Origin of the sequence: Stutzerimonas tarimensis (assembly GCF_042648805.1) — a bacterium.
Classification (GTDB): Bacteria; Pseudomonadota; Gammaproteobacteria; order Pseudomonadales; family Pseudomonadaceae; genus Azomonas; species Azomonas tarimensis.
Genome location: NZ_JBHRXZ010000022.1, coordinates 900,233 through 924,331 on the forward strand (window position 1 = coordinate 900,233; position 24,099 = coordinate 924,331).

Here is a 24,099-nt window from a genome sequence, read left to right on the forward strand (position 1 = left end):
CGGCTCCTGCAAGAGGGAACGGGGCGGGGGTATCGCCATGAATGCGCGTTTCGGCAAGCTGCCGTGGCTCTGGCTCAGCGCCGCCATCGTTGCGCTGGATCAGATCACCAAGTTCTATTTCGAGAGCGCGCTCACCCTGTACCAGCGCATCGAGGTGATCCCCGACTACTTCAGCTGGACCCTGGCCTACAACCGCGGCGCTGCCTTCAGTTTTCTGGCCGATCATTCCGGCTGGCAGCGCTGGCTGTTCGCCGTCATCGCCGCCGGCGTGAGCGTCGTGCTGGTCATCTGGCTCAAGCGCCTCAAACCAAACGAAACCTGGGTTGCCGTGGCCCTGTCACTGGTTCTCGGTGGCGCCATCGGTAACCTCTACGACCGCGTCGTGCTCGGCCACGTGGTGGACTTCATACTCGTCCACTGGCAGAACCGCTGGTTCTTCCCGGCCTTCAACCTCGCCGACACCGCCATCACCATCGGCGCCATCATGCTGGCGCTGGACATGTTCAAGGGCAACAAGCCTGGAGAGACGGCACATGACTGAACAGCGCATCGGGCCGGACAAGGCCGTGACCCTGCATTTCGCCCTCAAGCTGGACAACGGCGAAGTGGTCGACAGCACCTTCGACAAGCAGCCCGCCACCTTCAAGGTCGGCGACGGCAACCTGCTGCCCGGCTTCGAGCAGGCCCTCTATGGCCTCAAGGCCGGCGACAAGCGCACCCTGTCGATCCCGCCCGAGAACGGTTTCGGCCAGCCCAACCCGCAGAATGTGCAGAGCATGCCGCGCAGCCAGTTCCAGAACATGGAATTGTCCGAAGGCCTGCTGGTCATCTTCAACGACGCGGCCAACACCGAGCTGCCCGGCGTGGTCAAAAGCTTCGATGAGGCCTTTGTCCAGATCGACTTCAACCACCCCCTGGCCGGCAAGACGCTGAGCTTCGAGGTGGAGGTGATCCAGGTCGATATCTCCTGACAGAGCGGCAGCGTCATGGACGCTGTCCAAGGCGCGTCATGGTCATTTCGTCCGGCGTTCCCGGGCCGAAGAGGGGCGCTACATGAAAGCGGCAGAATTGGCCGAGCCTTCGATGAAGGCAGGAACATCACCTGTCATCTCGATCTTTCCAGAGCGACCCGCCATGGCCACCAGCATACGCGGATCAATCCACCACAACCTCCAGTGCCAAGACAAAACATGCAGATCAAACTCGCCAATCCCCGTGGCTTCTGCGCTGGTGTCGACCGCGCCATCGAAATCGTCAACCGCGCCCTGGAAGTCTTCGGCCCGCCCATCTACGTGCGTCACGAAGTCGTCCACAACAAATTCGTGGTGGAAGACCTGCGTGCACGCGGCGCGCTGTTCGTAGAAGAGCTGCATCAGGTGCCGGATGACACCATCGTCATCTTCAGCGCCCACGGCGTCTCCCAGGCCGTGCGCCAGGAAGCCGACCGCCGTGGCCTGAAGGTCTTCGACGCCACCTGCCCGCTGGTCACCAAGGTCCACCTGGAAGTCGCCAAATACAGCCGCGACGGCCGCGAATGCATCCTCATCGGCCACGCCGGACATCCCGAAGTGGAAGGCACCATGGGGCAATACGACAGGCGCAACGGCGGCGACATCTATCTGGTCGAGGATGAAGCCGATGTCGCCAGCCTCCAGGTGCGCGAGCCCGAGCGCCTGGCCTTCGTCACCCAGACCACCCTCTCCATGGATGACACCAGTCGCGTGATCGACGCCCTGCGCCAGCGCTTCCCGGCCATCGGTGGTCCGCGCAAGGATGACATCTGCTACGCCACCCAGAACCGCCAGGACGCGGTGAAGCAATTGGCCAGCGAATGCGACCTGGTGCTGGTGGTCGGCAGCCCCAACAGCTCCAACTCCAACCGCCTGCGCGAGCTGGCCGAGCGCATCGGCACTCCCGCCTACCTCATCGACGGCGCCGAAGACCTCAAGCGCGACTGGTTCGGCGAAGGCGTCCGTGTCGGCGTCACCGCTGGCGCCTCGGCCCCCGAGGTACTGGTACGTGGCGTCATCGAGCAACTGCGCGCCTGGGGTGCCACGGGCGCCGAAGAGTTGCAGGGGCAGCCGGAAAACGTGACCTTCTCGATGCCGAAGGAGCTCAAGCTCAAGGCTGTATAAGCCTCGCGGGGCTGCACTCCCATGAGCCCCGCCTGTACCCTCTCCGTCGAGACTCGGAACATTTCGCTGCTACATTGGAGCGCCTGATGGTCGAGAGCTACCAGCCGATTGTTCCCCGCCTCCGGCAACAGATGCCCGATCTGCAGGCCGTCTATCTTTTTGGCAGCCGGGCCAGCGGGAAATCCGGTCCGCAGAGCGACCTCGACCTTGCAGTGCTGCGCGAGAGACCCAACGAGCCGTATGGACTATGGTGTCTCGGACAAATCCATGGTCGATGACGTACTGCTGAACAAGGCCGCAGCATCGAGCGGTGCGTGCGCCGGGCCAGGGAAGAATGCGGCAAGGCGCCGGAAACTTCGCGGGTGATTACACCCGGAAGGACGCGGCCATTCTGAACATCCAGCGCGCCTGCGAAGCGGCGCTGGATATGGGGCAGCACCTGATCCGGCGCGAGCGGTTGGGCGTGCCGCAAGGCGCCCCCGGACATATGTCTCTCCACAGCGATACTCCGTTGTAAATGCGGCTCCAGTATTGCTCCTATCTGTGAATTAAGTCCTTTTGCCTGATCCGTTACGCCGCTACCGTTTCGCCTACCGCGTAGGTGCAGCGATTAGGAGGCTCAGAGCCGTTCCCCGAAATTCGAAGGGGCGTCGGCCCCGAGCGGTCTCGATGGTGGCGCCACGCTACTGCTCTGCGGGGAATCAGGCTTTCCGGTCGCGACTGCGCGGGCGGATAGAGCATCTGGGCGGATACCAATGGGGATTACTTCAAAGGCATGCCGGCAGATGGACGAACGCTAAATTTAGGGTTGGCTCTCGGAACTGCTATGAAATAAAAGTTAGTTCTGCTGCGAACTCAAAAGCTAACCGGAAGACGTGTTCATGAAGAAAGTATCCAAGGGGCTCAGTCTGATCGAGGTTCTGGTTTCGCTGATCGTGCTGAGCGTTGGCGTGTTGGGTATGGCTGCTTTGCAAGTTAATTCGCTGAAATTCAACCAGACCGCGTCAATGCGCACTCACGCAAACTTCCTCGCCTATGACATCGCAGACCGCATGCGTGCCAATCGAAGCAAGGCTCGGGCGGGTAGTTACGATATCACGATGGATGCCGCCGCGCCGAGCGGGTCCGCAATGGAAAGAGTCGACTTGCGGGAGTGGAAAGATAAACTCGCATCCCAGTTGCCAGACGGAAAAGGAGCCGTTTCACGAGACGGCAAGAAGGCAATCATCACCATTGTCTGGGATGAGTCTCGCGTAGGAGGCAGCTCCACGGAACAATTCGTCTACGAGACGCAGCTATGAAGCAGGCAGTTTATAAGCAGGGGGCCGGCGGGTTCGGTCTCGTTGAGTTAATGATTGCCTTGGTCATCGGCTTGTTGTTGAGCGCAGTCGCCATTCAGGTGTTTCTTTCGTCAAAGAATACTTATCGGTTGCAGGACTCGATTGCCAGGTTGCAGGAAAACGGAAGATTCGCAATCCATTACCTTTCCACTGATATCCGGATGGCTGGATATATGGGGTGTGGGCGAATAGATAGCTCCTCGGTCAACATTGTTGCAGACGACTTCAGCCAGAGTGAGTTTAATAATCAGACGCTGGTCTCAGGAGCGGAGAACGTCGCTGCTGGAAATGCCTGGGGCGCGGCCCCTGGGACGGACGTTATAGTGATACGGCGTGGTTCGCCTGCCTCAGCAAGGCTCGCTGGAAACCTTGCCAATTCGAACGCGAACATCCAGCTTCACGATAATAGCCTTGGTATCATTCCGAATGATGTACTGTTTTTATCGGATTGCGTGAGCACCGATATTTTCAGGGCTACCAATGTCTCTCAGGGAGGCGGCAAGGTAGCCATTGCTCATGCGCAAGGAGTCAATTCATCACCCCATTTAAGCAAGGCCTATGGCATGGATGCAGAACTCATGATGTTCGAGCGAGTCAGCTTTTTCGTGCGGGAGACGAATGGCCGAAGGGCACTGTTTGTGCATCGTCAGATCGGAGAAAGAACAGGGTCCGCTGCGGCTGTGCCGGTAGAGCTCGTAGATGGCGTTGAGGATATGCAACTCGAATATGGAGTTGATAACACCGCTAACAACCTGGCGGACGTCTACGTGACCGCATCATCTATAGCCGATTGGTCAAGTGTCGTCAGCGTCCGTCTGAATCTTCTGCTTCATGGAAGCGACGCCACTGCTACAAGCGGCCCCGGGATGACGCAGGCAATCACTTTCAATGATGCCGCTGCCGCTTCAGATGGGCGTCTGCGTCAGGCGTTCAGCACGGTTATCGCTTTGCGTAACCGGTTGCCTTAGGAGATAACAATGATGGGTCGCTCATATCAAGAGGGTTCGACTTTAATCGTTTGTCTGGTTTTCTTGCTCATTCTCACGCTGATTGGACTTAATTCAATCCAGACATCAACGCTCCAAGAGCAAATGGCTGGCGCGGCTCGTGATTTCAATTCCGCTTTCCAGGCGGCGGAGCTTGGTTTGAGGGGCGGCGAGAGCTATCTCGAGTTGGCGAGCCTGGGTGGCTTCGATGGCTCGGGGGGGCGCTACATGGTCTGTGCCAATCCGGATAGTACCGCGACACAATGCGTGATACCGAGTTGGAAGACGCGCTCTTCTACTGGCTGGGTAGTGCTAGAAGAAGTTAACGGTATCAGTGCGCAGCCCCAATATATCATCGAGAAGTTTAGGGGGTATGAGGATATGGATGCACCGCTTGACGCCGATGTGGCGAAAAGGAAGATTGAAGTGTATAGGATCACCGCTCGAGGTTTTGGCGTATCGGACCACTCTATGGTGGTTCTGCAGAGTACCTTCCGGCGGGGTTGAAGTGTTTCTCAGGGGGCGGGATATGCGGCAGAACGGTTTCACGTTGATTGAAATGATGATTGCGGTGGCGATTCTAGGCGTCCTCGTGGCGATTGCATACCCTAGCTATACCGAGCACGTGAGCAAGGGCAAGCGGGCCGAAGCGAAGGCTGCCTTGATGGAGGCGGCGCAGAATCTTGAGCGCTATTTTTCAGTGAACGGCAGTTATGTGGACTCCGGGGGGGATCTGCCCAGCGTTTATGCTACTTCTGTTCCTGTCAGCGGGGCCGCCAATTACAGGGTGCAGGTGGTGGGCACGCCGGCCCGGAACACTTTTGTACTTGAAGCGACTCGTGCCGGCAGCATGTCGTCTGATGCGTGCGGTGACTTCCGGATCAACCAGGCGGGTGCCAAGTCCTTGGGAAATAATACCAGGCCTGTAGACGACTGTTGGTAATTGCCCGCCCCATCGTATTGTTTTGTAGTCCAGGCCCAATACATCCTCGTTCAGGGCAGTTGGGTCTTCGAGAAAAATGTCGTGTTTAGGGATATCATATGGACATTCGACACAGCAAGGGCGTAGGGACAGCAGCTGCTTCGCTTGTGGGTTTTGCACTCACAGCTTTCATATCATCCACAGTACTTGCCGTTGATGTGGCTCAGGTACCTCTTTTTCTAAGTGCTCAAGTCAAACCCAACGTCATCATGGCCGTCGACGACTCGGGTAGTATGGATTCGGAAATACTGTTACCGGGGAATGACGGTGCAGCTTGGTGGCGGACTGACAGTTCGGTGTCTCGCCGGGGGTTCGTTGGCTGGGGCACTGATGCGAGCTATACGGCAGATAGCTGGGTCGGCGGCGCGCAGCTTAATTTCAATAATGGAGGTCAGGCAAATAGTACCTGGAAAAAGTATACGTATCTGTTCCCTAATGGAACCACGACATCCTCGGGCGGGCGCGTATATTCGGATAGTACGCATGACCATTATGCGGTGCCGCCAGTAGGAACGCTCGCCTATTTCAGGTCCGCAGAATACAACAAGGCTTACTTTGACTATCGGGAAACCTATCTGCCGTGGCCGTCGGTAGGCGGGAAAAGCTTTACTGATATGTCGGCGGCTGCGGCGAAGTACGATCCCTGGCTCAATGGTTCGGGTTCCATGAGCCTGACAACTGTCGCTGAGCTTACTGGCGGTAACGAGCTGTTCAGGCTGTTCCAAGGCATGGTTCTCCCAAGGGGAACCAGAATAAGAGTGGGCTCCAACTGGCACGAGCTGTCATCGGATCAGACAGTTCCTTTCAACATCGGGTCCGGGAGCAACAGGGTAACCGTCTCCGATAATACCAGCTACGCAGTAAGCTATTTTCCTGCCACGCTCTTCTGTAAGGAATATTGCCCTTCAGACAGCTGGGGATATTCTGCCGCGCCTGTTGTCGACGGCTTCAGCCCCGGCGCCACCGTGGCCGATATGAAGCGCTATGAGATCAAGCGTGACAATTTTAATTCCCAGGCGGCCTACGATCGGGCAATCCAGAACTTCGCGAACTGGTTCAGCTACTATCGGAAGCGCCAGCTTGCCACCCGAGGCGGTATCGCCGCTGCTTTCAAGGACATCACCACCATTAGGGCTGCATCGTTCCGTATCAACAACCGGACGAAGGATTTGGTGATGAGGGATTTCGGCACGGCGTCGGAGAAGGAGCAGTTCTTTACTGACGTCATGGCACCGACCGGGAGCGGCGGTACGCCCAATAGGCAGGCACTGCTGCACGCAGGAGAGCAATTGATGCGGACCGACGGTTCCGCTCCGATCCAATACGCCTGCCAAGCCAACGCAACCATCCTTTTTACCGACGGCTACAGTGACACCGGCTCCTTGCAGCCGGAGCCGGGCAATGCCGACGGCAACAAGGGGGCACCATACGCAGATACCGCATCGAACACCATCGCCGATATTGCGATGAAATATTATACAGGGCCCCTGCGTAGCGGTATCGGATTTCCGGCCGGCCGCGTGCCCGTCCCTTTCGCCTGCAATACCACGTCCCCGCCGCCGTGGGTGGATTGCAACCGGAATCTGCACATGCTGACCTACGGGGTAACCTTGGGAAGCAAGGGGATTCTCTACGATCCGGAAAACCCCGTCGATCCGTATGAAAGCCCGCCCGCATGGTGGACGTCCTTTACCGACCGTAATCCGCGAACGGTGGATGATCTCTGGCACGCGACAATCAACGGGCGAGGCCAGATGCTTAACGCAAACACGCCCGCGGCGGTTGCCTCGACCATACGTGGCGCACTGGACAGCATTGTGGTTCGCACCGGATCTTCTTCGGCGGTGGCTACGAACTCCACCCGACTGGATACAGATACCTTTGTCTTCCAGGCCAAGTTCGACAGCTCTGACTGGTCTGGATCCTTGCTGGCTTATCTAGTCGGAAAAACGGGTGAAATCGAGTCGCTCAAGTGGTCATCCGACGATGGCATTCCCGCGGCAGCTTTACGCAATATCATTACCTGGAACGGCTCTCAAGGGGTGAGCTTCACGGAAGAGAATTGGAGCCATCTTTCGGTGGCCCAGCGTGACGCCCTGCGGAATGGCGGGACTGAGGCGGAGGGGAAGGCCAGATTGCAATGGCTGCGAGGCGTGGATAGCGCTGAGGAACGCCGGGGCGGCGCCTTGCGAAACCGACAGAAAAAGCTTGGGGACATCGTTAATTCCGATCCGCTTTTCGTGTTTTCCGAGGATTACGGCTTTTCATCAGTAGCTCCCGCTACGGGCGAGGGGGCAGGTTATCTGCCATTCCTTGCCGCCAAGGCCACGCGTACCCCGATGGTTTATGTGGGGGCCAATGACGGCATGCTGCACGGATTCGACGCCAACACCGGGCACGAAAAATTCGCGTTCATTCCCTCAGGTGTCTTTGGCAGTCCGGCTTCGCCGAAGCTCGCCGCGTTGACTTCGCCAACTTACTCGCATCAGTACTTCGTCGATGGATCTCCTCGCGTCTCTGACGCCTATGTAGGCGGTGCCTGGAGAAGTGTTCTGATCGGCTCCACTGGAGCCGGAGGGCAATCGGTCTTTGCCTTGGATGTCACCGATCCTGGTGCGTTTTCTGCCAGTAAAGTCATGTGGGAAAACCAAGTATCTGGCACGGCGGTCGGCAGCCCGGTCATCGTACGGTTGGCGTCTGGGGACTGGGCTGCCATTTATGGCAATGGTTACGGCGCGAATGAAAGGGTGAAGCTGATGATCGTAAAGCTTTCGGACGGTTCCCTGATCAAATCGATCGATACCGGGAAGTCAGGCGCTCAAAATGGCCTCGCCACGCCATTGCCGGTAGATGTGGACAACGACCGCATCACCGACTACGTCTACGTTGGTGATCTCGAAGGAAACATGTGGAAGTTCGATCTGACCGATACCAACCCCAATCAATGGGGCGTTTCGTTCAAGAGCGGTAATACACCTGTCCCACTCTTCGCGGCGGGTCGCCCAATCACTGCTCGCGCTATTGCAGGGCGTGGTCCAGATGGCGAAGGAGTGATGATCTACTTTGGGACCGGACGCTTCATCTTTACCGGGGATAACCTTGTCGGTTCCACTCCGCCATTGGAGCGTTTTTATGGGATCCATGACACAAACAAGACTAACTCGCGGATTTCGTCCCACAGTGCACTGGTGAAGCAGACCGTAACCCAAGAGGGAATCCTTCTCGGATTTGGTGGTTACCGTGTCACCTCTCAGACGCCGGTCGATTATAGGAACAAGAGTGGCTGGTACCTCGATTTACAATCTCCCGGCGCAAGCAATGGCGCAGGGGAGCGAGTCGTGAGTCAGGCGCTGCTTCGCGCGGGACGTGTCATTTTCACCACATTTACGCCCAGTTCCGATCCGTGCAGCTATGGCGGCACCAGTTGGCTGATGGAGCTGGACGCCATCAATGGGCAAGGGTTTCCGTACTCGGTGTTCGACGTCAACGGCGATGGTCTGATCAATGAAAGCGATTTCGTAGAGCTGGCTGGGGAATCCAGAGCGGTAGGCGGAAAATCGTTCGACGAGATCATCAAGACGCCGGGCGTCATTGGCGCAGGGGAACTCGAATACAAGTACACGTCGGGCTCCAGCGGTAGCCTGGAGATGACGTTGGAAAAAGGCTCTGGCGATAGCGTTGGACGCCAGTCCTGGCGGCAACTGCAGTGATCGTATGGCCTGCCAGCCGTGAGACTGGCAGGCCATAAATCAAAGGCAGCGGGCTGAATCGCCGGTTGACTCAATTCGCGAACGGCCTGCTGCGTTGACGACTATTCGCGATAGTGCCTTGCCTTCCTTGCACAGGGTGAAGGTGCCGTTCAAGCTGTGGGTGAAGCCAGTTGGCAGAAAGGTCATGTGGGATTGGCTACGGAAGTTTCTCCAGTTCCAGTGGTAACCTTTTGGAAGAGACATGCTTCTCAGCACTTCATCCCCTTCGCCTAGGGTCCCGTCTCCGTCGGTGTCGTGAAAGATCAAGAGTTGCCGCCAATCCCCCTGTGTGGCGCATGCTGTTGCACCACCACAGATCGAAATGGTCTGTCCTCGCTGTATTGCCTGGCCTCTTGCGTACTGTAAAGCTCGAAACAGATCCTTCGATCCGCTGTTTGCCTGTTCTCTGTCTATTAGGTTGCTAAAGGCCGGAGCTGCGATGCCAAGCAGAATCGCCAGGACCGAGAGCGAGACGACGAGTTCAATCAGCGTTACCCCATCCATGGGCCGGGTCTTCATCGAATTGTATCCTTTGTTTTAGTGGCTAGTTGTGAGTCAGAGTCCTTTTTGGATCTGGTCCGAGCCAGCGTCCAGGTACCGGTTGGAGTTTTGACGTTTTCGCATGCCCAAACCATGCGTTGTATCGCAACCTGACGGGAACTGGGTTGGCTGCAGGCTTTGGAATAACGAGTGGCAAAGGGTTCGGGTAGAATTTGCTTTTTTCGTCCGCTCCCCGCTTGAATCGGATTCTGCTCACATGCCAGACACCCTCATCACCGGCGCCGGAGCCATCGGCCTCCAGACCGCCTACCTGCTCGCCCAGTCCGGGCAGCAGGTGACCTTGCTCGATCAGTCTGCCACCGGCCAGGAATCTTCCTGGGCCGGCGGTGGCATCGTGTCTCCTCTTTATCCCTGGCGTTACAGCCCAGCCGTGACGGCCCTGTCGCATTGGTCGCAGAATTTCTATCCGGGCCTTGGCGAGCGTTTGCTGGCAGAGACCGGCATCGACCCGGAGGTTTATGTCACCGGCCTCTATTGGCTGGATCTGGAGGACGAGGCCGAGGCGCTGGCCTGGGCGGCGCGGGAGGGGCGGGCGCTGTCGAAGGTGCCGGCGGCCGAGGTGGCGCAGGCGGTGCCGCCGCTGGGCGCGGGGTTTTCGAGTGCGATTCACCTGGAGGGGGTGGCCAATGTTCGCAATCCGCGTCTGCTGCAGGCGCTGCGGGCGCGGCTGCAGCAGATGCCCAACGTGCAGGTCATCGAGCACTGCCCGGTCACCGGATTCGTTCGGGACGGCGAGCGGGTCGTGGGAGTGCGGACAGAGAGGGGCGAGTTTCTGGCCGACCAGGTCGTTGTCGCGGCGGGGGCCTGGAGCGCGTCCTTGCTTGCGACCCTGGGTTTGAGCTTGCCGGTCAAGCCGATGAAGGGGCAGATGATTCTCTACAAGTGCGCCGAGGATTTCCTCCCGAGCATGGTGCTCGCCGAGGGGCGCTATGCGATCCCGCGGCGGGATGGCCACATCCTGATCGGCAGTACCTTGGAAGATGTCGGTTTCGACAAGGTTCCGACCGACGAGGCGCTGGCTAGCCTCAAGACCTCGGCCGAGGCGCTGTTGCCGGCGCTGGCCGATGCGCAGGTGGTCAGGCAATGGGCCGGGCTGCGGCCGGGTTCGCCGGAGGGCATTCCTTATATCGGTCCGGTGCCGGATTTTGACGGGCTCTGGCTGAACTGCGGACATTTCCGCAATGGGCTGGTGCTGGCGCCGGCGTCCTGCCAGTTGCTAGTGGACCTGATGCTGGGCCAGGCGCCAATCCTGGACCCGACGCCCTATCTGCCGGCGGGCCGGATGGGCAGGGTTTGAGGGTATGCTGCCGCCCTTGTTCGCGGATGAGTTCCGCTTCTGGCAATCGTTGATATGAGGTGCGTGTGGCTAAGAAGACCACTTCCCTGGCCGGTCTTGGCGGGCTTGTGTACTCCACCGATCAGGGGCGTTTATGCCCGGGCTGCAACAAGCCGGTCGATGGCTGTGTATGCAAGCAGGCCGAGGTCCCGGCGGGCGACGGCATCGCCCGGGTACGCCGGGAAACCAAGGGGCGCGGGGGCAAGACGGTGACCACGGTAAGTGGCGTGCCCTTGGCCGAGGCTGAGCTCAAGGAGTTGGCGACGGCGTTGAAGCGTCGCTGCGGCACCGGCGGTTCGCTGAAGGAGGGAGTGATCGAGATTCAGGGCGATCACGTCCAGCTGCTGCTGGATGAGCTGGTGAAGCGCGGGCTCAAGGCGAAGAAGTCCGGTGGGTAGGTCGGGTTAGCCGCAGGCGTAACCCGACGAGGGCGCTGGGTGCTCTGGCCCCGTAGGTCGGATTACGCTTCGCTAATCCGACCTACGGGGTGGGTATGGGCGATGCGCTGGATGCTCTGGCCCCGGCTTGTCGGATTACGCTTCGCTAATCCGACCTACGGGGTGGGTATGGGCGATGCGCTGGGTGCTGTGGCCCGGGATTGTCGGATTACGCTTCGCTAATCCGACCTACGGGGTGGATATGGGCGATGCGCTGGGTGCTCTGGCCCCGGCTTGTCAGATTACGCTTCGCTAATCCGACCTACGGGGTGGGTATGGGCGATGCGCTGGGGGCTGTGGCCCGGGTTTGTCGGATTACGCTTCGCTAATCCGACCTACGGGGTGGGTATGGGCGATGCGCTGGATGCTCTGGCCCCGGCTTGTCGGATTACGCTTCGCTAATCCGACCTACGGGAGGGTACGGGCGATGCGCTGGGAGCTGTGGCGCGGGATTTGTCCGCTGCTGCACCTTAGCCTTTCGCTTGCGGTCCCATGCTGTAGTTTTGGACCGATTCCCTGGAGTGGAGAGCCCGATGGCCGTACGACGCACGCGCAAAGACGATGGCAGCCAGTGGACCGCGGCGGACAGCCGCAGCCTGTATGGCATTCGTCATTGGGGCGCCGGTTATTACGCAATCAATGATAACGGCCAGGTCGAGGTGCGTCCCCACGGGCCGGAAACCCGGCCCATCGAGTTCACTCCGTTGATCGAGCAGCTGCGCGAGGCCGGGCTGAGCCTGCCATTGCTGGTGCGCTTCCCGGATATCCTGCAGGACCGTGTGCGCCGCCTTACCGGTGCCTTCGACGCCAATATCGATCGGATGGACTATCACGGCCGGTATTCGGCGCTGTTTCCCATCAAGGTCAATCAGCAAGAAGCGGTGATCAAGAACATCATCGCCACCGAAAACGTCTCCATCGGCCTGGAAGCCGGCTCCAAGCCGGAGCTGATGGCGGTGCTGGCGCTGGCGCCGAAAGGCGGCACCATCGTCTGCAATGGCTACAAGGACCGTGAGTTCATCCGGTTGGCACTGATGGGCCAGAAGCTGGGCCACAATGTGTTCATCGTGATCGAGAAGGAGTCCGAGGTCGGCCTGGTGATCGAGGAGGCCGAGGCCTTGGGGCTCGTGCCCCAGGTGGGGTTGCGGGTGCGGCTGGCGTCGCTGAGTTCGTCGAAATGGGCCGATACCGGTGGCGAGCGCTCAAAGTTCGGTCTGTCGGCCGCCCAGCTGTTGCGGGTCATCGAGCGCTTTCGCGCCGCCGGGGTGGAGCAGGGGGTTCGTCTGCTGCACTTTCACATGGGCTCGCAGATCGCCAACCTGGCCGACTACCGCCAGGGCTTTCGCGAAGCCATCCGCTACTACGCCGAGCTGCGGGCGTTGGGTCTGCCGGTCGACCATATCGATGTCGGCGGTGGCCTGGGGGTGGACTACGACGGCACCCATTCGCGCAATGCCAGCTCCATCAACTACGACGTGGACGAGTACGCCGGTACCGTGGTGGGCATGCTCAAGGAGTTCTGCGATCGCCAGGAGCTGCCGCACCCGCACATCTTTTCCGAGAGCGGCCGGGCCATGACCGCGCACCACGCGGTGCTGGTGATCCAGGTCACCGATATAGAGCGGCACAACGACGAGGTGCCGGTAGTGGAGAATCCTGAGGAGTTGTCGGATATCGTCCGCTCGCTGGTGGAGCTGCTGGAGCCGACCGACCCCGAGATGGTCACCGAAACCTACTGGCGCGCCACGCATTACATCAGCGAGGCCAATGCCCAGTACGCCTCCGGCAAGCTGACCCTGGCGCACAAGGCGCTGGCCGAGCAGAGCTACTATGCCATCTGCCGTCGCCTGCACGACCAGCTCAAGGCCCGTCAGCGCTCGCACCGGGCGGTGATCGATGAGCTCAACGACAAGCTGGCAGACAAGTACATCTGCAACTTCTCGGTGTTCCAGAGCCTGCCCGATACCTGGGCCATCGACCAGATCCTGCCCATCGTGCCGCTTCACCGGCTCACCGAGGAGCCGGGCCGTCGCGCGGTTCTGCAGGACCTGACCTGCGATTCGGACGGCAAGATCAAGCATTACGTGGACGAGCAGAGCATCGAGAGCAGCATGCCGGCCCACGAGCTGCGCCCGGGCGAGGAATACTTCCTTGGGGTTTTCCTGGTCGGCGCTTACCAGGAGATCCTGGGCGACATGCATAACCTGTTCGGCGACACCGATTCGGTGAATGTCTACCAGCGGCCCGATGGCAGTTACTATCACGCCGGCATCGAGACGCACGACACCATCGAAGACATGCTGCGCTATGTGCACCTCTCGCCTGAGGAGCTGATGAGTCGCTACCGCGACAAGGTGGCGGGCGCGGGTTTGAGCGCCCGCGAGCGCAGCCAGTTCGTCGATGCACTGCGGCTGGGACTGACCCGCTCGTCCTACCTCACGCCCTGAGCCGAGGTGCCCGGTGCTGGCAAGATGCCGCCCGTCAAGATCGGGTGGCAGGCCGCTGGACCCGTTTTGGCGACGCGCTTATGCTTGGCGCTTTGGTTGACACGAACGCAGGGATATTGTCCTGGTCCTGCACTGAGGAGAAGCGCCTCTTGGCCACTACGGAACTCGAACGTTTGGCCGCATTGCTGGGTAGCAGCACGGCTTGCGCCGACGAACCGATCCGCACCCCCGGCAGCATCCAGCCCCACGGTTTTCTATTTGTTCTGGATGAACAGTTACGGATAACCCAGCTCAGCGAGAACGTGCAGCAATGGCTAGGCGTCGCGCCTGAGCAACTGATCGGGCAGACCCCGACAGCCTGGCTCGACGACGGACCCGCGTCGCTGGTCGAGCGGCTCAAGCAGCTCGCTCATGACGAGCCGCATCCTTTCCACGTGGGTGATCTGAGGTTGCTCGGCGACCGCGAGAACCTGCGTTTCGCCTGCACCGCGCACCGCAGCGGGAATGCCTTCATCCTCGAGTTCGAGCCGGTGGAGCGCTCTTCGCACGATGCCGCCGCTTCGCTGTACCCCCTGGTGCACCGCTTCGTCGCCAAACTGAAACACGATGCCTCGGTCGAGGAACTGTGCCGTTTCGCCTGCACAGAATTCAAACAGATCACTGGATTTGGCCGGGTCATGGCCTATCGCTTTGATGTCGGCGGCAATGGCAAGGTGCTGGCCGAGACCGCCGGCCCTGGCTACGACAGCTATCTCGGGTTGTGCTTCCCTGCCAGCGACATTCCGGCCCAGGCACGCACGCTGTATCTGGCCAACCGGATTCGAGTGATCCCTACCGCCGACTACCACCCGGTGGGCCTGCGAGCCCCAGCGAGCGGCGAGCCCCTCGATCTGAGCTTTGCCGGCTTGCGTAGTGTGTCGCCGGTGCATCTGCAATACATGCGCAACATGGGTACCCAAGCCTCGATGTCCATTTCCATCGTGGTGCAGGGGCAGCTGTGGGGAATGATCTCCTGCCATGACCTGGCGCCGCGCACTGTGGGTCTGCAGACCCGTACCGCCTGCGAGCTGCTGGGTCGGATTCTGTCCTTGCAGATCGAGGCGCGAGAGTTGCAGGCCCTGGCCGAACGCCAGTTGCAGTTGCGCCAGTTGATTGTCCGCATGCTCTCGGCCATGGCCGACGAGGACAGCATCAGCGAGGGTCTCAAAGCCGTTCCGGATGCCCTGCTCGGCTTTGGCGGCGCATGCGGTGCGGCGATCGTCTTCGCTGATCAGATCGAGCTCATCGGGCACACGCCTGCAGCTGGAGGGGTCGCCGCACTGGTCGACCAGTTGGCCGGCCGTGGGGACCGCGCCGAAGTATTCCACAGCGACAATCTCGGCATCGACCTGCCCGGCTTGCCCGGTTTCGACGACATTGCCGGGGCCATGGCGCTGTCGATTTCGGAGCTGCACCCTCACTACCTGATCTGGTTCCGCCCGGAAGTGGTAAGAACCGTGACCTGGGCAGGCCAGCCCGCCAAGTCACTGGACGAGCGCGGTGTGCTGAACCCGCGCAACAGTTTCGAGAGCTGGCAGGAGACCTCGCATGGCACCTCCCTGCCTTGGGAGTCGGTCGAGCTGGAGAGCGCCCGTGACCTGCGCGCGGCGCTCCTCGGCATCGTTCTGCGCAAGGCCGAGGAGCTGGCGCAACTGGCCGGCGAACTCAGCCGGAGCAACAAGGAGCTCGAGGCCTTTTCCTACAGCGTTTCCCACGACCTGCGGGCGCCCTTGCGGCATATCGCGGGCTACGCCGAGCTGCTGGGAGACTTCGACGGCAGCAATCTCTCCGAACGAGGGCTGCGGTTTCTGGAGAACATCGGCGACTCGGCGCGTTTTGCCGGCACCCTGGTGGACAACCTGCTGAGTTTCTCGCAGATGGGCCGCGCCGCACTGCATCTCTCGGACGTCAATCTCGAGGCGCTGATCGAAGCGATTCGCCAGGAAATGACTCCCGACTACGAAGGGCGTGACATACACTGGAAGGTCGACACCTTGCCCATCGTGGTGGCGGACGCGGCCTTCATCCATCTCGCGTTGCGCAACCTGCTGTCCAATGCCATCAAGTACACTCGCGGACGCGAGCCCGCGGTGATCGAGGTCGGGACCCTGCCCGGAGAGGAGGAGACCATCCTCTTCATCCGCGACAATGGGGTAGGCTTCGACATGGAGTACGTGGGCAAGCTGTTTGGCGTGTTCCAGCGACTGCACCACGTCGATGAGTTCGAGGGGACCGGTATCGGCCTGGCGAGTGTGCGGCGCATCATAGAACGCCATGAAGGATGTGTCTGGGCGGAGGGTGCGCCGGGGCAGGGCGCAACCTTCTATTTTTCGCTGCCACGCCATAGCTATAGCTCAGTGATGTAAGACGGACTATTCAATGCTCAAGCCCATTCTGCTGGTCGAAGACAACCCTCACGATCTGGAATTGACCCTGGTGGCGCTGGAACGCAGCCGGTTGGCCAACGACGTGGTGATACAGCGTGACGGTGCCGAGGCGCTCGATTACCTGCTGCGCCGGGGCCGGCACGGGGATCGTCCGGCGGGCAACCCGGCGGTCATCCTGCTCGACCTCAAGCTGCCCAAGGTCGACGGGCTGGAGGTACTGGAGGCCGTCCGCCAGTCACCGATGCTGCGCACCATCCCGGTGGTCATGCTGACTTCTTCGCGCGAAGAGCCTGATCTTGATCGGGCTTACCAGCTCGGGGTGAACGCTTACGTGGTCAAGCCGGTCGAATTCCAGGATTTCGTGGCTGCCATCAGCGACCTCGGAATCTTCTGGGCCGTATTGAACGAGCCGCCTCCTGGCTCCATGCGTCTGCAGCGTGCACGGCAACCGAAATCCCTACTTCTTCCCAAGGGCAAGCCTTCCCTCTAGGGCAGCCATCGTTCACCCCTGATCACTGAGCTTTGCTCTTATGCCCGGCAACGACCACATTTCTCTGCTGTTGATCGAGGATAGCCCGCACGATGTCGAACTGGTGCTGGCCGTTCTCGAACGCAGCGGCTACAGCCTCGACGTGCAGGTGATGCACGATCGGGCGAACGTCGTGTCGGCCCTGTCGAGGCAGAGCTTCGACCTGATCGTTTCGGACTTCATCCTGCCCGGCTTCTCCGGTGCTCAGGCGCTTGAAATTGCCAGGCAACTGGCGCCGGAGACGCCCTTCCTGTTCCTCTCCGGCGTCTTTGGCGAGCAGCACGCGGTCGAGATGATGCGCCTTGGGGCTGTTGACTATGTCCTGAAGCAGAACATGAGCCTGCTGCCCCAGGCGGTAGGTCGGGCTGTCAGCGAGGTGCGCGAGCGGCGAGAGCGGCGTCGGGTGACCGATGAACTGCACCGGGTCGAGGCCAGGGCACGGCTGGCCATCGATGCGGCCAACCTGGGCACCTGGGAGTTCGACCCGCGCAGCGGCGAACTCATTCTTGATGAGCGCAGCCAGGCGATGTTTGCGTTCACTCCGACGACGCCCGTCACCCTGCGCAAACTGGCCGCGCGTTGTCACCCGAGCGACCGCAGGCTGATCCGTTCAGCGTTGCGTCAGGCGATGTCGCCCGATGGCCGCGATGGCTATCACGTGGAGTTTCGCGTGCGCCTGGCGGATGGCCCGGAGCGCTGGCTGTCATCGCGCGGGCGGGCCTTCGTCAAGGATGGCACCTGTCTGCAGTTTGTCGGAGTATTGGCCGATGTGACCGAACAGCGACTGGCGGCCGAAGCCCTCGAGCGGCTCAACGAAACGCTCGGAGAGCGGGTCGAGCGGCGCACCCGTGAGCGCGACCGGACCTGGGAGCTGTCGCGCGACCTGCTGGCGGTGGTCGATTACGAGACCCGTCCGGTGGCGCTCAACCCGGCCTGGGAAGAAGCGCTTTGCTGGCCGCGTCGCGAGTTGATGCAGCGCTCGATGCTGGCGCTGCTGCACCCGGACGATGTGGCCAGCACTCGCCAGGATCTGCAGCGACTGCGCCAGGGCAAGCTTACCACCCGCTTCATCAATCGCCTGCGGCATGCGGACGGCAGCTACCGGTCGATTTCCTGGGGTGCGGTACCTGACGAAGACAAGCTCTATATCGTTGGCCGCGACATCACCAGCGAGATCGCCGTCATCGACGAACTGGCGCAGACCAATCGCCAACTGCTCGAGCAGATCGACGAGCGTGAGCGGGTCGAGGCCACGCTGCAGCAGATGCAGCGGCTCGAGGCGGTGGGTCAGCTGACGGCGGGCGTGGCCCACGATTTCAACAATCTGCTGACGATTATCCTGATCAACGCCACCTTTCTCGGGCGCGATCTGGAGAAAGGCGTTGACCGCGAGAAGATGGCCGGGCGCCTGCACAACATCCGCGACGCCGGTGAGCGGGGCGCGCGGCTGACCAACCAACTGCTGGCCTTTTCCCGTCGTCAGCAGCTGACCCCCGAGCCGGTCAACCTCAACGACACCCTGGTCGGCATGCTCGATCTGCTCAAGAGTACCTTGGGGGGCGGCGTCTGGGTGGAAACCGACACCGCCGACGCGCTCTGGCCGGCGCTGGTCGACCCGACCCAGATCGAGCTGATCATCCTCAATCTGGCGATCAATGCGCGCGACGCAATGGGCTCGGGCGGCACCCTGCGGCTGGCCACGGCCAACCAGCGCATCACCGCGGCGGCGCAGCGTGCCGAAGAGCCCGAGCCGGGCGAGTACGTGGTGCTCATCGTCGAGGACACCGGCAGTGGCATGAGCGATGAGGTGCTGGCCAAGGCCTTCGAGCCGTTCTTCACCACCAAGGAAATCGGCAAGGGTTCCGGCCTGGGCCTGGCCCAGGTGTTTGGCTTTGCCAAGCAGTCTGGAGGTGGGGCTGCGATTGAAACCAAGCTGGGCGTAGGCACTACTGTCAAAGTGTACCTGCCGCGGGCACTCTTGCGAGAAGCTCTGGCCACGAGCAGCCGGCCCAGGGGGCCCGATGCCGAGCACGGCAGCCTGACCGCCCGGGTGTTGTTGGTCGATGACGACCCCAACGTGCGCGAGGTCACCGCCGCGATGCTGGACCAGCTGGGCTATGAGGTATTGGTCGCCGATTCCGGCCCCAATGCCCTGGTCAGTCTCGAGCGCGGCGCCGAGGTGGATCTGTTGCTGGCTGACTTCGCCATGCCGGGGATGAACGGCGGCGAACTGGCCTCGTTGGTGAATGCACGCTTTCCCGACCTGCCGGTGGTATTCGTTACCGGCTATGCCGAACTGGGGCGCCTGAACGCGGGGGAAACCCTCATCGTGCAGAAACCCTTCACCGAAGAGTTACTCGATGACACCTTGCGCCAGGCCATCGGACGGGCTCGCTGCCTGGGAGAGATGTGAATGGAAAGTCTCAGGGACCGGCTCAGGCAGGTGTCTGCCGAGTGGCACGATCAGGTGGACCAGGTGTTTTCCTCGTTTCCGCTGGACACGCCCGAGGGCTACTGCCGTTTTCTCGAAGCCCATGCCCGCGCGCTGCTGCCTCTCGAGGAGGGCTTGGAAGCAAGAGGCATCGAGCGCTTGCTGCCCGACTGGCACGGCCGCCGTCGCCGCTTCGTGCTGGCCCAGGACATCGAAACCCTGGGCGGCAGCGTGCCCAGCGCACCGGCGCTGGAGCTGCCGCAGGGGGACGCCTGGCTATGGGGTGCGGCTTATGTGGTCGAAGGCTCGCGAATGGGCAGCCGGATGCTCGGCAAGCGCCTGCAGGACAGCGATCGCAGCTGGGCGCACCCGGCGCTGGGCTATCTCTGTCACCGCCTGGATACGCCGCTGTGGCCCGCCTTCGTCAAGCGTCTCGATGGGCAGGCCGGCACCCTTGACGACGAGGCCATGATCGCCGGCGCGCGGGCCACCTTCGCGTTGTTCCAGGCCGCCGGGAAAGCGACCAGCGAAGTGCCGGCGTCTGTCTGAGCCTCAGGTATCGCCGCCGCTTACCAGTCGCTCGATGGTCCCGATCAACTGCTCGAAGGAGACCGGCTTACCCAGATGTGCTCGGTAGCCCGCCTCCAGGGCCTGCCTGACGTCCTGAGCGCTGCCGTAGCCGGTCAGGGCAATACCCGGCAAGCGCTTTTCTTCGGACAGTGCCTGGATCGCAGACATCAACTGATGGCCATCCATGCCAGGCATGCCGATGTCCGACAGCAGTAGATCGAAGTCGCGCTCCTTGGCCAACGCCAGCGCCTGCTGGCCGCTTCGCGCGGCGTCGACCACGGCGCCTTCCATGGCCAGGAGCATGCGCAATGTTTCCAGTACTTCGGGCGAGTCGTCCACCAGCAGGATGCGCAGACCCGTCAGCGCCCCGCTGTCCTGGGTGCTGCAGTCAGGCGCCTCGCTTTCCTGCTGCTCGATCAGCGGCAGCCAGACACTGAAGCGCGCGCCCCTGCCAGCGCCTTCGGAATGTGCCTCGACCCGGCCGCCGTGGGCCTCCGCGAGCTGGCGGACGAGAGCCAGGCCGATACCCAGACCATCCTTGTGCCGCTCGGTATGGTGGCCTTCGGCCTGGTCGAACAGGTCGAAGATCTTTGGCAGAAAGTCGCGGTCGATGCCCCGGCCATCGTCGATGACGTCGAGACGGGCCATGCTGTCTTCGCGAGTCACGGCCAGTTTGATATGTCCGCCGGTCGGCGTGAACTTCAGCGCGTTGTTGACCAGGTTCCAGAGTATCTGCTCGACCCGTCCGCGATCTGCCAGGGCCACCAGATCGGGCCCTGGTTGCACCTGATAGTCGATCTCCAGACCGCCTTCGTAGACTTCCCCATGGGTGCTCTTGAGTACGTCGTCGATCAGTTCGTTGAGGTTGACCGGCCCCTTGCGCAGCTTGAGCTTGCCGGTACGTACCCTGCTCATCTCAAGCAGGTCGTCGATGATCTGCGCCTGCCCGCGCACTGATTGAAGAATGGCCTGGGAAGCCTTGGACAATATCGACGAGCCCCGTATGGCCGGTTGGCGAGCCAGAAGCTCAGCGTTCAGTTGGATGAGGTTGAGTGGGTGCTTGAGCTCATGCGAAACCACCGCGAAGAACTGGTCCTTGCGCAGGCTGCTCGCCTGGCTGCGTTCCAGCAGGTTTTCCTGGTCCATCTCCTGGTGTTTACGCTGGGTCAGGTCGCGCGCGATCTTCACGAAGCCGCTGTCGTGCTTTTCGCCCAGAGGCGTGACAACGCCGCTGCAATAGATGCGGGTGCCGTCCTTGTGTCGGTGCCAGCGCTCGTCGTCGCTACGACCTTCTGCCAGGGCACGCTGGCGCTCCTGCTCGGCGGCACCCACGTCGCGATCTTCCGGAATGAAAATGGTGTCCGCCGAGCGTCCGCTCATCTCCGCCTGGGTATAGCCGAAGATCAGCTCGGCGCCGCGGTTCCAGCTGGTAACTAGGCCCTCGGTGTCCATGGTGATGATGGCGAAGTCCTGGGTGCTGTCGGCCACCAGGCGCATCCGTTCTTCTTCTTCATGCAGCTTTTCCTCGGCCTGGCGCCGCGCGGTGATCTCGATGAAGGTCAGTACCGCGCCGTCGATACGGTCCTCTGTCGTGCGGTAGGGCAGCAGCCGGGCAATGAACCAGCGGCCGTCTGCGCTGTGTACTTCCCGTTCGATCTGGCCGAGCGATTCGAACACCCTGGCGGCATCCGCGGCGAGCTCTTCATAGCTCAGGCGGTGTGTGATGTCCAGCAGGGAGCGGCCGGCGTCAGTGGCGATGATATTGAAGATATCGGTGGCACGCGGCGTGTACCATTTGATGCGCAGGGCTCGATCGACGAATACCGTGGCGATGTCAGTGGAGGCGATCAGATTCTGCAGGTCGTCATTGATCTTGCCTGTTTCCTCGACCTTCGATTTGAGCTCGTGGTTGACCGTGATCAGTTCCTCGTTGATCGACTGCAATTCCTCCTTGCTCGTTTCCAGCTCCTCGGTGGCCGAGCGCAGTTCCTCGTTGATCGCTTGCAACTTCTCGTTGGACGCCTTGAGCTCCTCGGTGGACGTCTCCGATTGCTCGATGGTGATCTGCAGTTGCTCCTTGGTACGCTGCAGTTCGTTCTCCAGTTGGGAAATGACATTGTCCTTGCCCCGGTCCCGTGGTTCCTTGACTTCCTTGCTCGTGGTGTCGTCGACCTGATCGAACAGCACCAGGGCGAAATCCTCGCCGGGATCGCCGTCTCGGAACGGGCGCACCACCATGTTCACGATCACGCTGTTGCCGTCCGGGTTCAGATGGGCCCGGCGCGCCTCGACGCTCTTGCCGGTGTTGGTGGCCTGGAGCAGGGCAGTGCGCAACTCCAGTTGCAGCTCCGGATGGATCAGCCTGATCAGGTTGTGCGACGGCTCGCCGCCCACGTAGCGCAGGAAATGCCCGGCGCGATCGGACATGTGAACGATATCGGCGTCGCGATTGACAATGACGCTGGGCGGTGCGTAGAGCTCGATGATTCGCTGATGCAGGTCGGCATAGGAGCCCTTGTGTCGCACCGGCGGTTCGCTCCTGGATGGCTCGGTCGTGCGTACATAGCCGTCGCTGGGCATCACCGGAGAGTGGCGGTTGGAAACGCCGATCCGGGCGCAGTAGATGCGGTTTTTCTTGTCGACCGGTGCAAAGAGTTCAGTACACACGTCGGCTGACTCGGAGCTACCTAGAAACAGGAACCCGCCCGGTCGCAGCGCGAAGTGGAACATCCGCAGGATTTCCTGTTGCACGCTGCGCTCGAGATAAATGAGCAGGTTACGGCAGCTGATCAGATGCAGGCGGGAAAAGGGTGGGTCGCGTAGCAGGCTGTGCTGGGCGAACAGGACGTGTTCACGGACTTCTTTCTTGACCCGGTAATGGCTCTGTTCCTTGATGAAGAACTGCCGCAGGCGCGCGGGATTGACGTCGGTGACGATAGCCTCGCTATACAGCGCCGAGCGCCCGGCGTTAATGGCGCGAGCATCGATGTCGGTGGCAAAAACCTGGAACTTGGCGGGCTTGCTGCTGACGGCGGCCTGATCGCAAAGCAGCATCGCCAGCGAATAGGCTTCTTCTCCAGTCGAGCAGCCCGCGGACCAGACTCTCAGGTCACGCTCGTGTTCGTCAGTGAACAACCGGGGAATGATGTCCCGTTCCAGGGCTTCGAAGGATTCCCGGTCACGGAAGAAATTGGTCACGCCTATCAACAGGTCCGACAGCAACGCCTGAGCCTCGTCGGGCGTTTCCCGAAGATAGTGCTGATACTCCTGCAGAGTCGCCTGCTGGTTGACCTGCATCCTGCGCTCGATGCGCCGCAGCACGGTGGCCCGCTTGTAATGCTTGAAGTCATGCCCGGTGCGCGCGCGCAACTGGGTGATGATGTCGCGCAGGGCGAGTCCGCTCTGTTCGGCCTGGATGGACTGTTCAGTCGGTGGAGCGCTGGCCTCGTCGTCGATGGGCGGCAGGTGGATGCGGCTGGCATTTTCCCAGAGGTCCAGCAGCTTCTGGGGCATCTCGACCACCGGCAGCACCAGGTCCACCTTGCCGGTCTCGATGGCGTTGCGCGGCATCGAATCGTATTCGGCATCGTTCAGCGCTTGTACCAGGGTCACACCGCCCTGTTCCTTCAGCTGGGCGAGGCCCACAGAACCATCGGCACCGGCACCGGACAGGACAATGCCGAATGCACGGCTCTGATGGGCATCGGCAAGGGTGCGGAAGAACAGGTCGATGGAACTGCGGCGGTCGTCGGCAGACGGCTCAGTCAGGTGCAGGTAGCCGTCGTTCATCAGCAGCAGCCGAGCGGGAGGAATCACATAGACGCGGTTCTTTTCCAGCGGGGTCGGTTGACAACCTTGCGAACCGGCATGCGAGTGGCCTTCTGCAGGATTTCAGCGGCATGGCTTTCATGGTCGGGAGACAGATGCATGACCACGACGAACGCCATGCCGTTGTCCTTGGGCATATGCTCGAAAAAACGCCGAACCGCTGCCAGCCCGCCTGCTGATGCCCCGATACCTACCACCGGAAAGTTCAGGTGACTGCGCGCCAGCTTCTGGTAGTTCTTCGGCACCGGGTCAGACTGCTGCGATTGATCGTTCATCCAGTTCCTTGTTGCTGCAGACCTTGTTCAAGAACGCCACAAAAGCCAATCTGTCGACGGAATTGGA

The 24,099-nt window shown here is 61.1% G+C and carries 17 protein-coding genes and 2 pseudogenes; 17 read left to right on the top strand and 2 right to left on the bottom strand.

Annotation, left to right across the window (positions count from 1 at the left end):
• Window positions 1-37: 37 nt before the first annotated feature.
• The 10 genes and pseudogenes from lspA to ACFOMF_RS13350 all read left to right on the top strand — a co-directional run bounded on the left by lspA (window position 38) and on the right by ACFOMF_RS13350 (window position 9,153).
• Window positions 38-541, top strand: a complete 504-nt coding sequence (lspA, locus tag ACFOMF_RS13305) for a signal peptidase II (RefSeq protein WP_386365845.1) — start codon at window positions 38-40, stop codon at window positions 539-541.
• A complete protein-coding gene (gene fkpB, locus ACFOMF_RS13310; RefSeq protein WP_386365594.1) occupies window positions 534-971 on the top strand; it encodes an FKBP-type peptidyl-prolyl cis-trans isomerase in 438 nt (145 codons plus the stop codon). The genes lspA and fkpB overlap by 8 nt, the downstream gene beginning before the upstream one ends.
• Before the next feature lie 219 nt (window positions 972-1,190).
• Window positions 1,191-2,135 (top strand): 4-hydroxy-3-methylbut-2-enyl diphosphate reductase, encoded by a 945-nt coding sequence (gene ispH / locus ACFOMF_RS13315; protein WP_386365597.1) that lies wholly within the window; start codon window positions 1,191-1,193, stop codon window positions 2,133-2,135.
• A gap of 131 nt (window positions 2,136-2,266) precedes the next feature.
• The gene (locus ACFOMF_RS13320; RefSeq protein WP_386365847.1) at window positions 2,267-2,413 is read left to right on the top strand and encodes a nucleotidyltransferase domain-containing protein; all 147 of its coding nucleotides are present in this window, start codon (window positions 2,267-2,269) and stop codon (window positions 2,411-2,413) included.
• A pseudogene (hepT, locus tag ACFOMF_RS13325) lies at window positions 2,403-2,613 on the top strand (type VII toxin-antitoxin system HepT family RNase toxin); the annotation flags it as partial. The gene ACFOMF_RS13320 and the pseudogene hepT, both read left to right, overlap by 11 nt.
• Before the next feature lie 403 nt (window positions 2,614-3,016).
• Window positions 3,017-3,436: a type IV pilus modification protein PilV gene (gene pilV, locus ACFOMF_RS13330; RefSeq protein ID WP_386365598.1), complete on the top strand. Its 420-nt coding sequence runs from the start codon at window positions 3,017-3,019 to the stop codon at window positions 3,434-3,436.
• A complete protein-coding gene (locus ACFOMF_RS13335; protein WP_386365600.1) occupies window positions 3,433-4,443 on the top strand; it encodes a PilW family protein in 1,011 nt (336 codons plus the stop codon). The genes pilV and ACFOMF_RS13335 overlap by 4 nt, the downstream gene beginning before the upstream one ends.
• Window positions 4,444-4,452: 9 nt before the next feature.
• Window positions 4,453-4,968, top strand: a complete 516-nt coding sequence (locus ACFOMF_RS13340; RefSeq protein ID WP_386365602.1) for a pilus assembly PilX family protein — start codon at window positions 4,453-4,455, stop codon at window positions 4,966-4,968.
• A 22-nt stretch (window positions 4,969-4,990) separates the two neighbouring features.
• Complete coding sequence (locus ACFOMF_RS13345; RefSeq protein WP_386365604.1) at window positions 4,991-5,404, top strand: type IV pilin protein; 414 nt, start codon at window positions 4,991-4,993, stop codon at window positions 5,402-5,404.
• A gap of 98 nt (window positions 5,405-5,502) precedes the next feature.
• A complete protein-coding gene (locus ACFOMF_RS13350) occupies window positions 5,503-9,153 on the top strand; it encodes a pilus assembly protein (RefSeq protein ID WP_386365606.1) in 3,651 nt (1,216 codons plus the stop codon).
• A 39-nt stretch (window positions 9,154-9,192) separates the two neighbouring features.
• Here ACFOMF_RS13350 and ACFOMF_RS13355 read toward each other — a convergent pair whose 3' ends face one another.
• On the bottom strand, window positions 9,193-9,711 hold the full coding sequence (locus ACFOMF_RS13355; protein WP_386365608.1) for a GspH/FimT family pseudopilin: 519 nt from the start codon (window positions 9,709-9,711) through the stop codon (window positions 9,193-9,195).
• Window positions 9,712-9,949: 238 nt separating this feature from the next.
• On the opposite strand from ACFOMF_RS13355, the gene thiO reads away from it, so the two are divergent.
• The 7 genes from thiO (at window position 9,950) to ACFOMF_RS13390 (ending at window position 19,908) form a co-directional block, all read left to right on the top strand.
• Window positions 9,950-11,050, top strand: coding sequence for a glycine oxidase ThiO (thiO, locus tag ACFOMF_RS13360; protein ID WP_386365609.1), 1,101 nt, complete (start codon window positions 9,950-9,952; stop codon window positions 11,048-11,050).
• A 65-nt stretch (window positions 11,051-11,115) separates the two neighbouring features.
• Window positions 11,116-11,487, top strand: coding sequence for a translation initiation factor Sui1 (locus ACFOMF_RS13365; protein ID WP_386365611.1), 372 nt, complete (start codon window positions 11,116-11,118; stop codon window positions 11,485-11,487).
• A gap of 572 nt (window positions 11,488-12,059) precedes the next feature.
• Window positions 12,060-13,973, top strand: a complete 1,914-nt coding sequence (gene speA / locus ACFOMF_RS13370) for an arginine decarboxylase (RefSeq protein ID WP_386365613.1) — start codon at window positions 12,060-12,062, stop codon at window positions 13,971-13,973.
• A gap of 149 nt (window positions 13,974-14,122) precedes the next feature.
• On the top strand, window positions 14,123-16,378 hold the full coding sequence (locus tag ACFOMF_RS13375) for an ATP-binding protein (RefSeq protein ID WP_386365615.1): 2,256 nt from the start codon (window positions 14,123-14,125) through the stop codon (window positions 16,376-16,378).
• 13 nt (window positions 16,379-16,391) lie between these two features.
• Complete coding sequence (locus ACFOMF_RS13380; protein WP_386365617.1) at window positions 16,392-16,889, top strand: response regulator; 498 nt, start codon at window positions 16,392-16,394, stop codon at window positions 16,887-16,889.
• 40 nt (window positions 16,890-16,929) lie between these two features.
• Window positions 16,930-19,341, top strand: coding sequence for a response regulator (locus tag ACFOMF_RS13385; RefSeq protein WP_386365618.1), 2,412 nt, complete (start codon window positions 16,930-16,932; stop codon window positions 19,339-19,341).
• Complete coding sequence (locus ACFOMF_RS13390; RefSeq protein WP_386365620.1) at window positions 19,342-19,908, top strand: biliverdin-producing heme oxygenase; 567 nt, start codon at window positions 19,342-19,344, stop codon at window positions 19,906-19,908.
• A 3-nt stretch (window positions 19,909-19,911) separates the two neighbouring features.
• On the opposite strand, the pseudogene ACFOMF_RS13395 reads toward ACFOMF_RS13390, so the two are convergent.
• Window positions 19,912-24,032 (bottom strand): annotated as a pseudogene (locus tag ACFOMF_RS13395) (CheR family methyltransferase).
• Window positions 24,033-24,099: the final 67 nt, after the last annotated feature.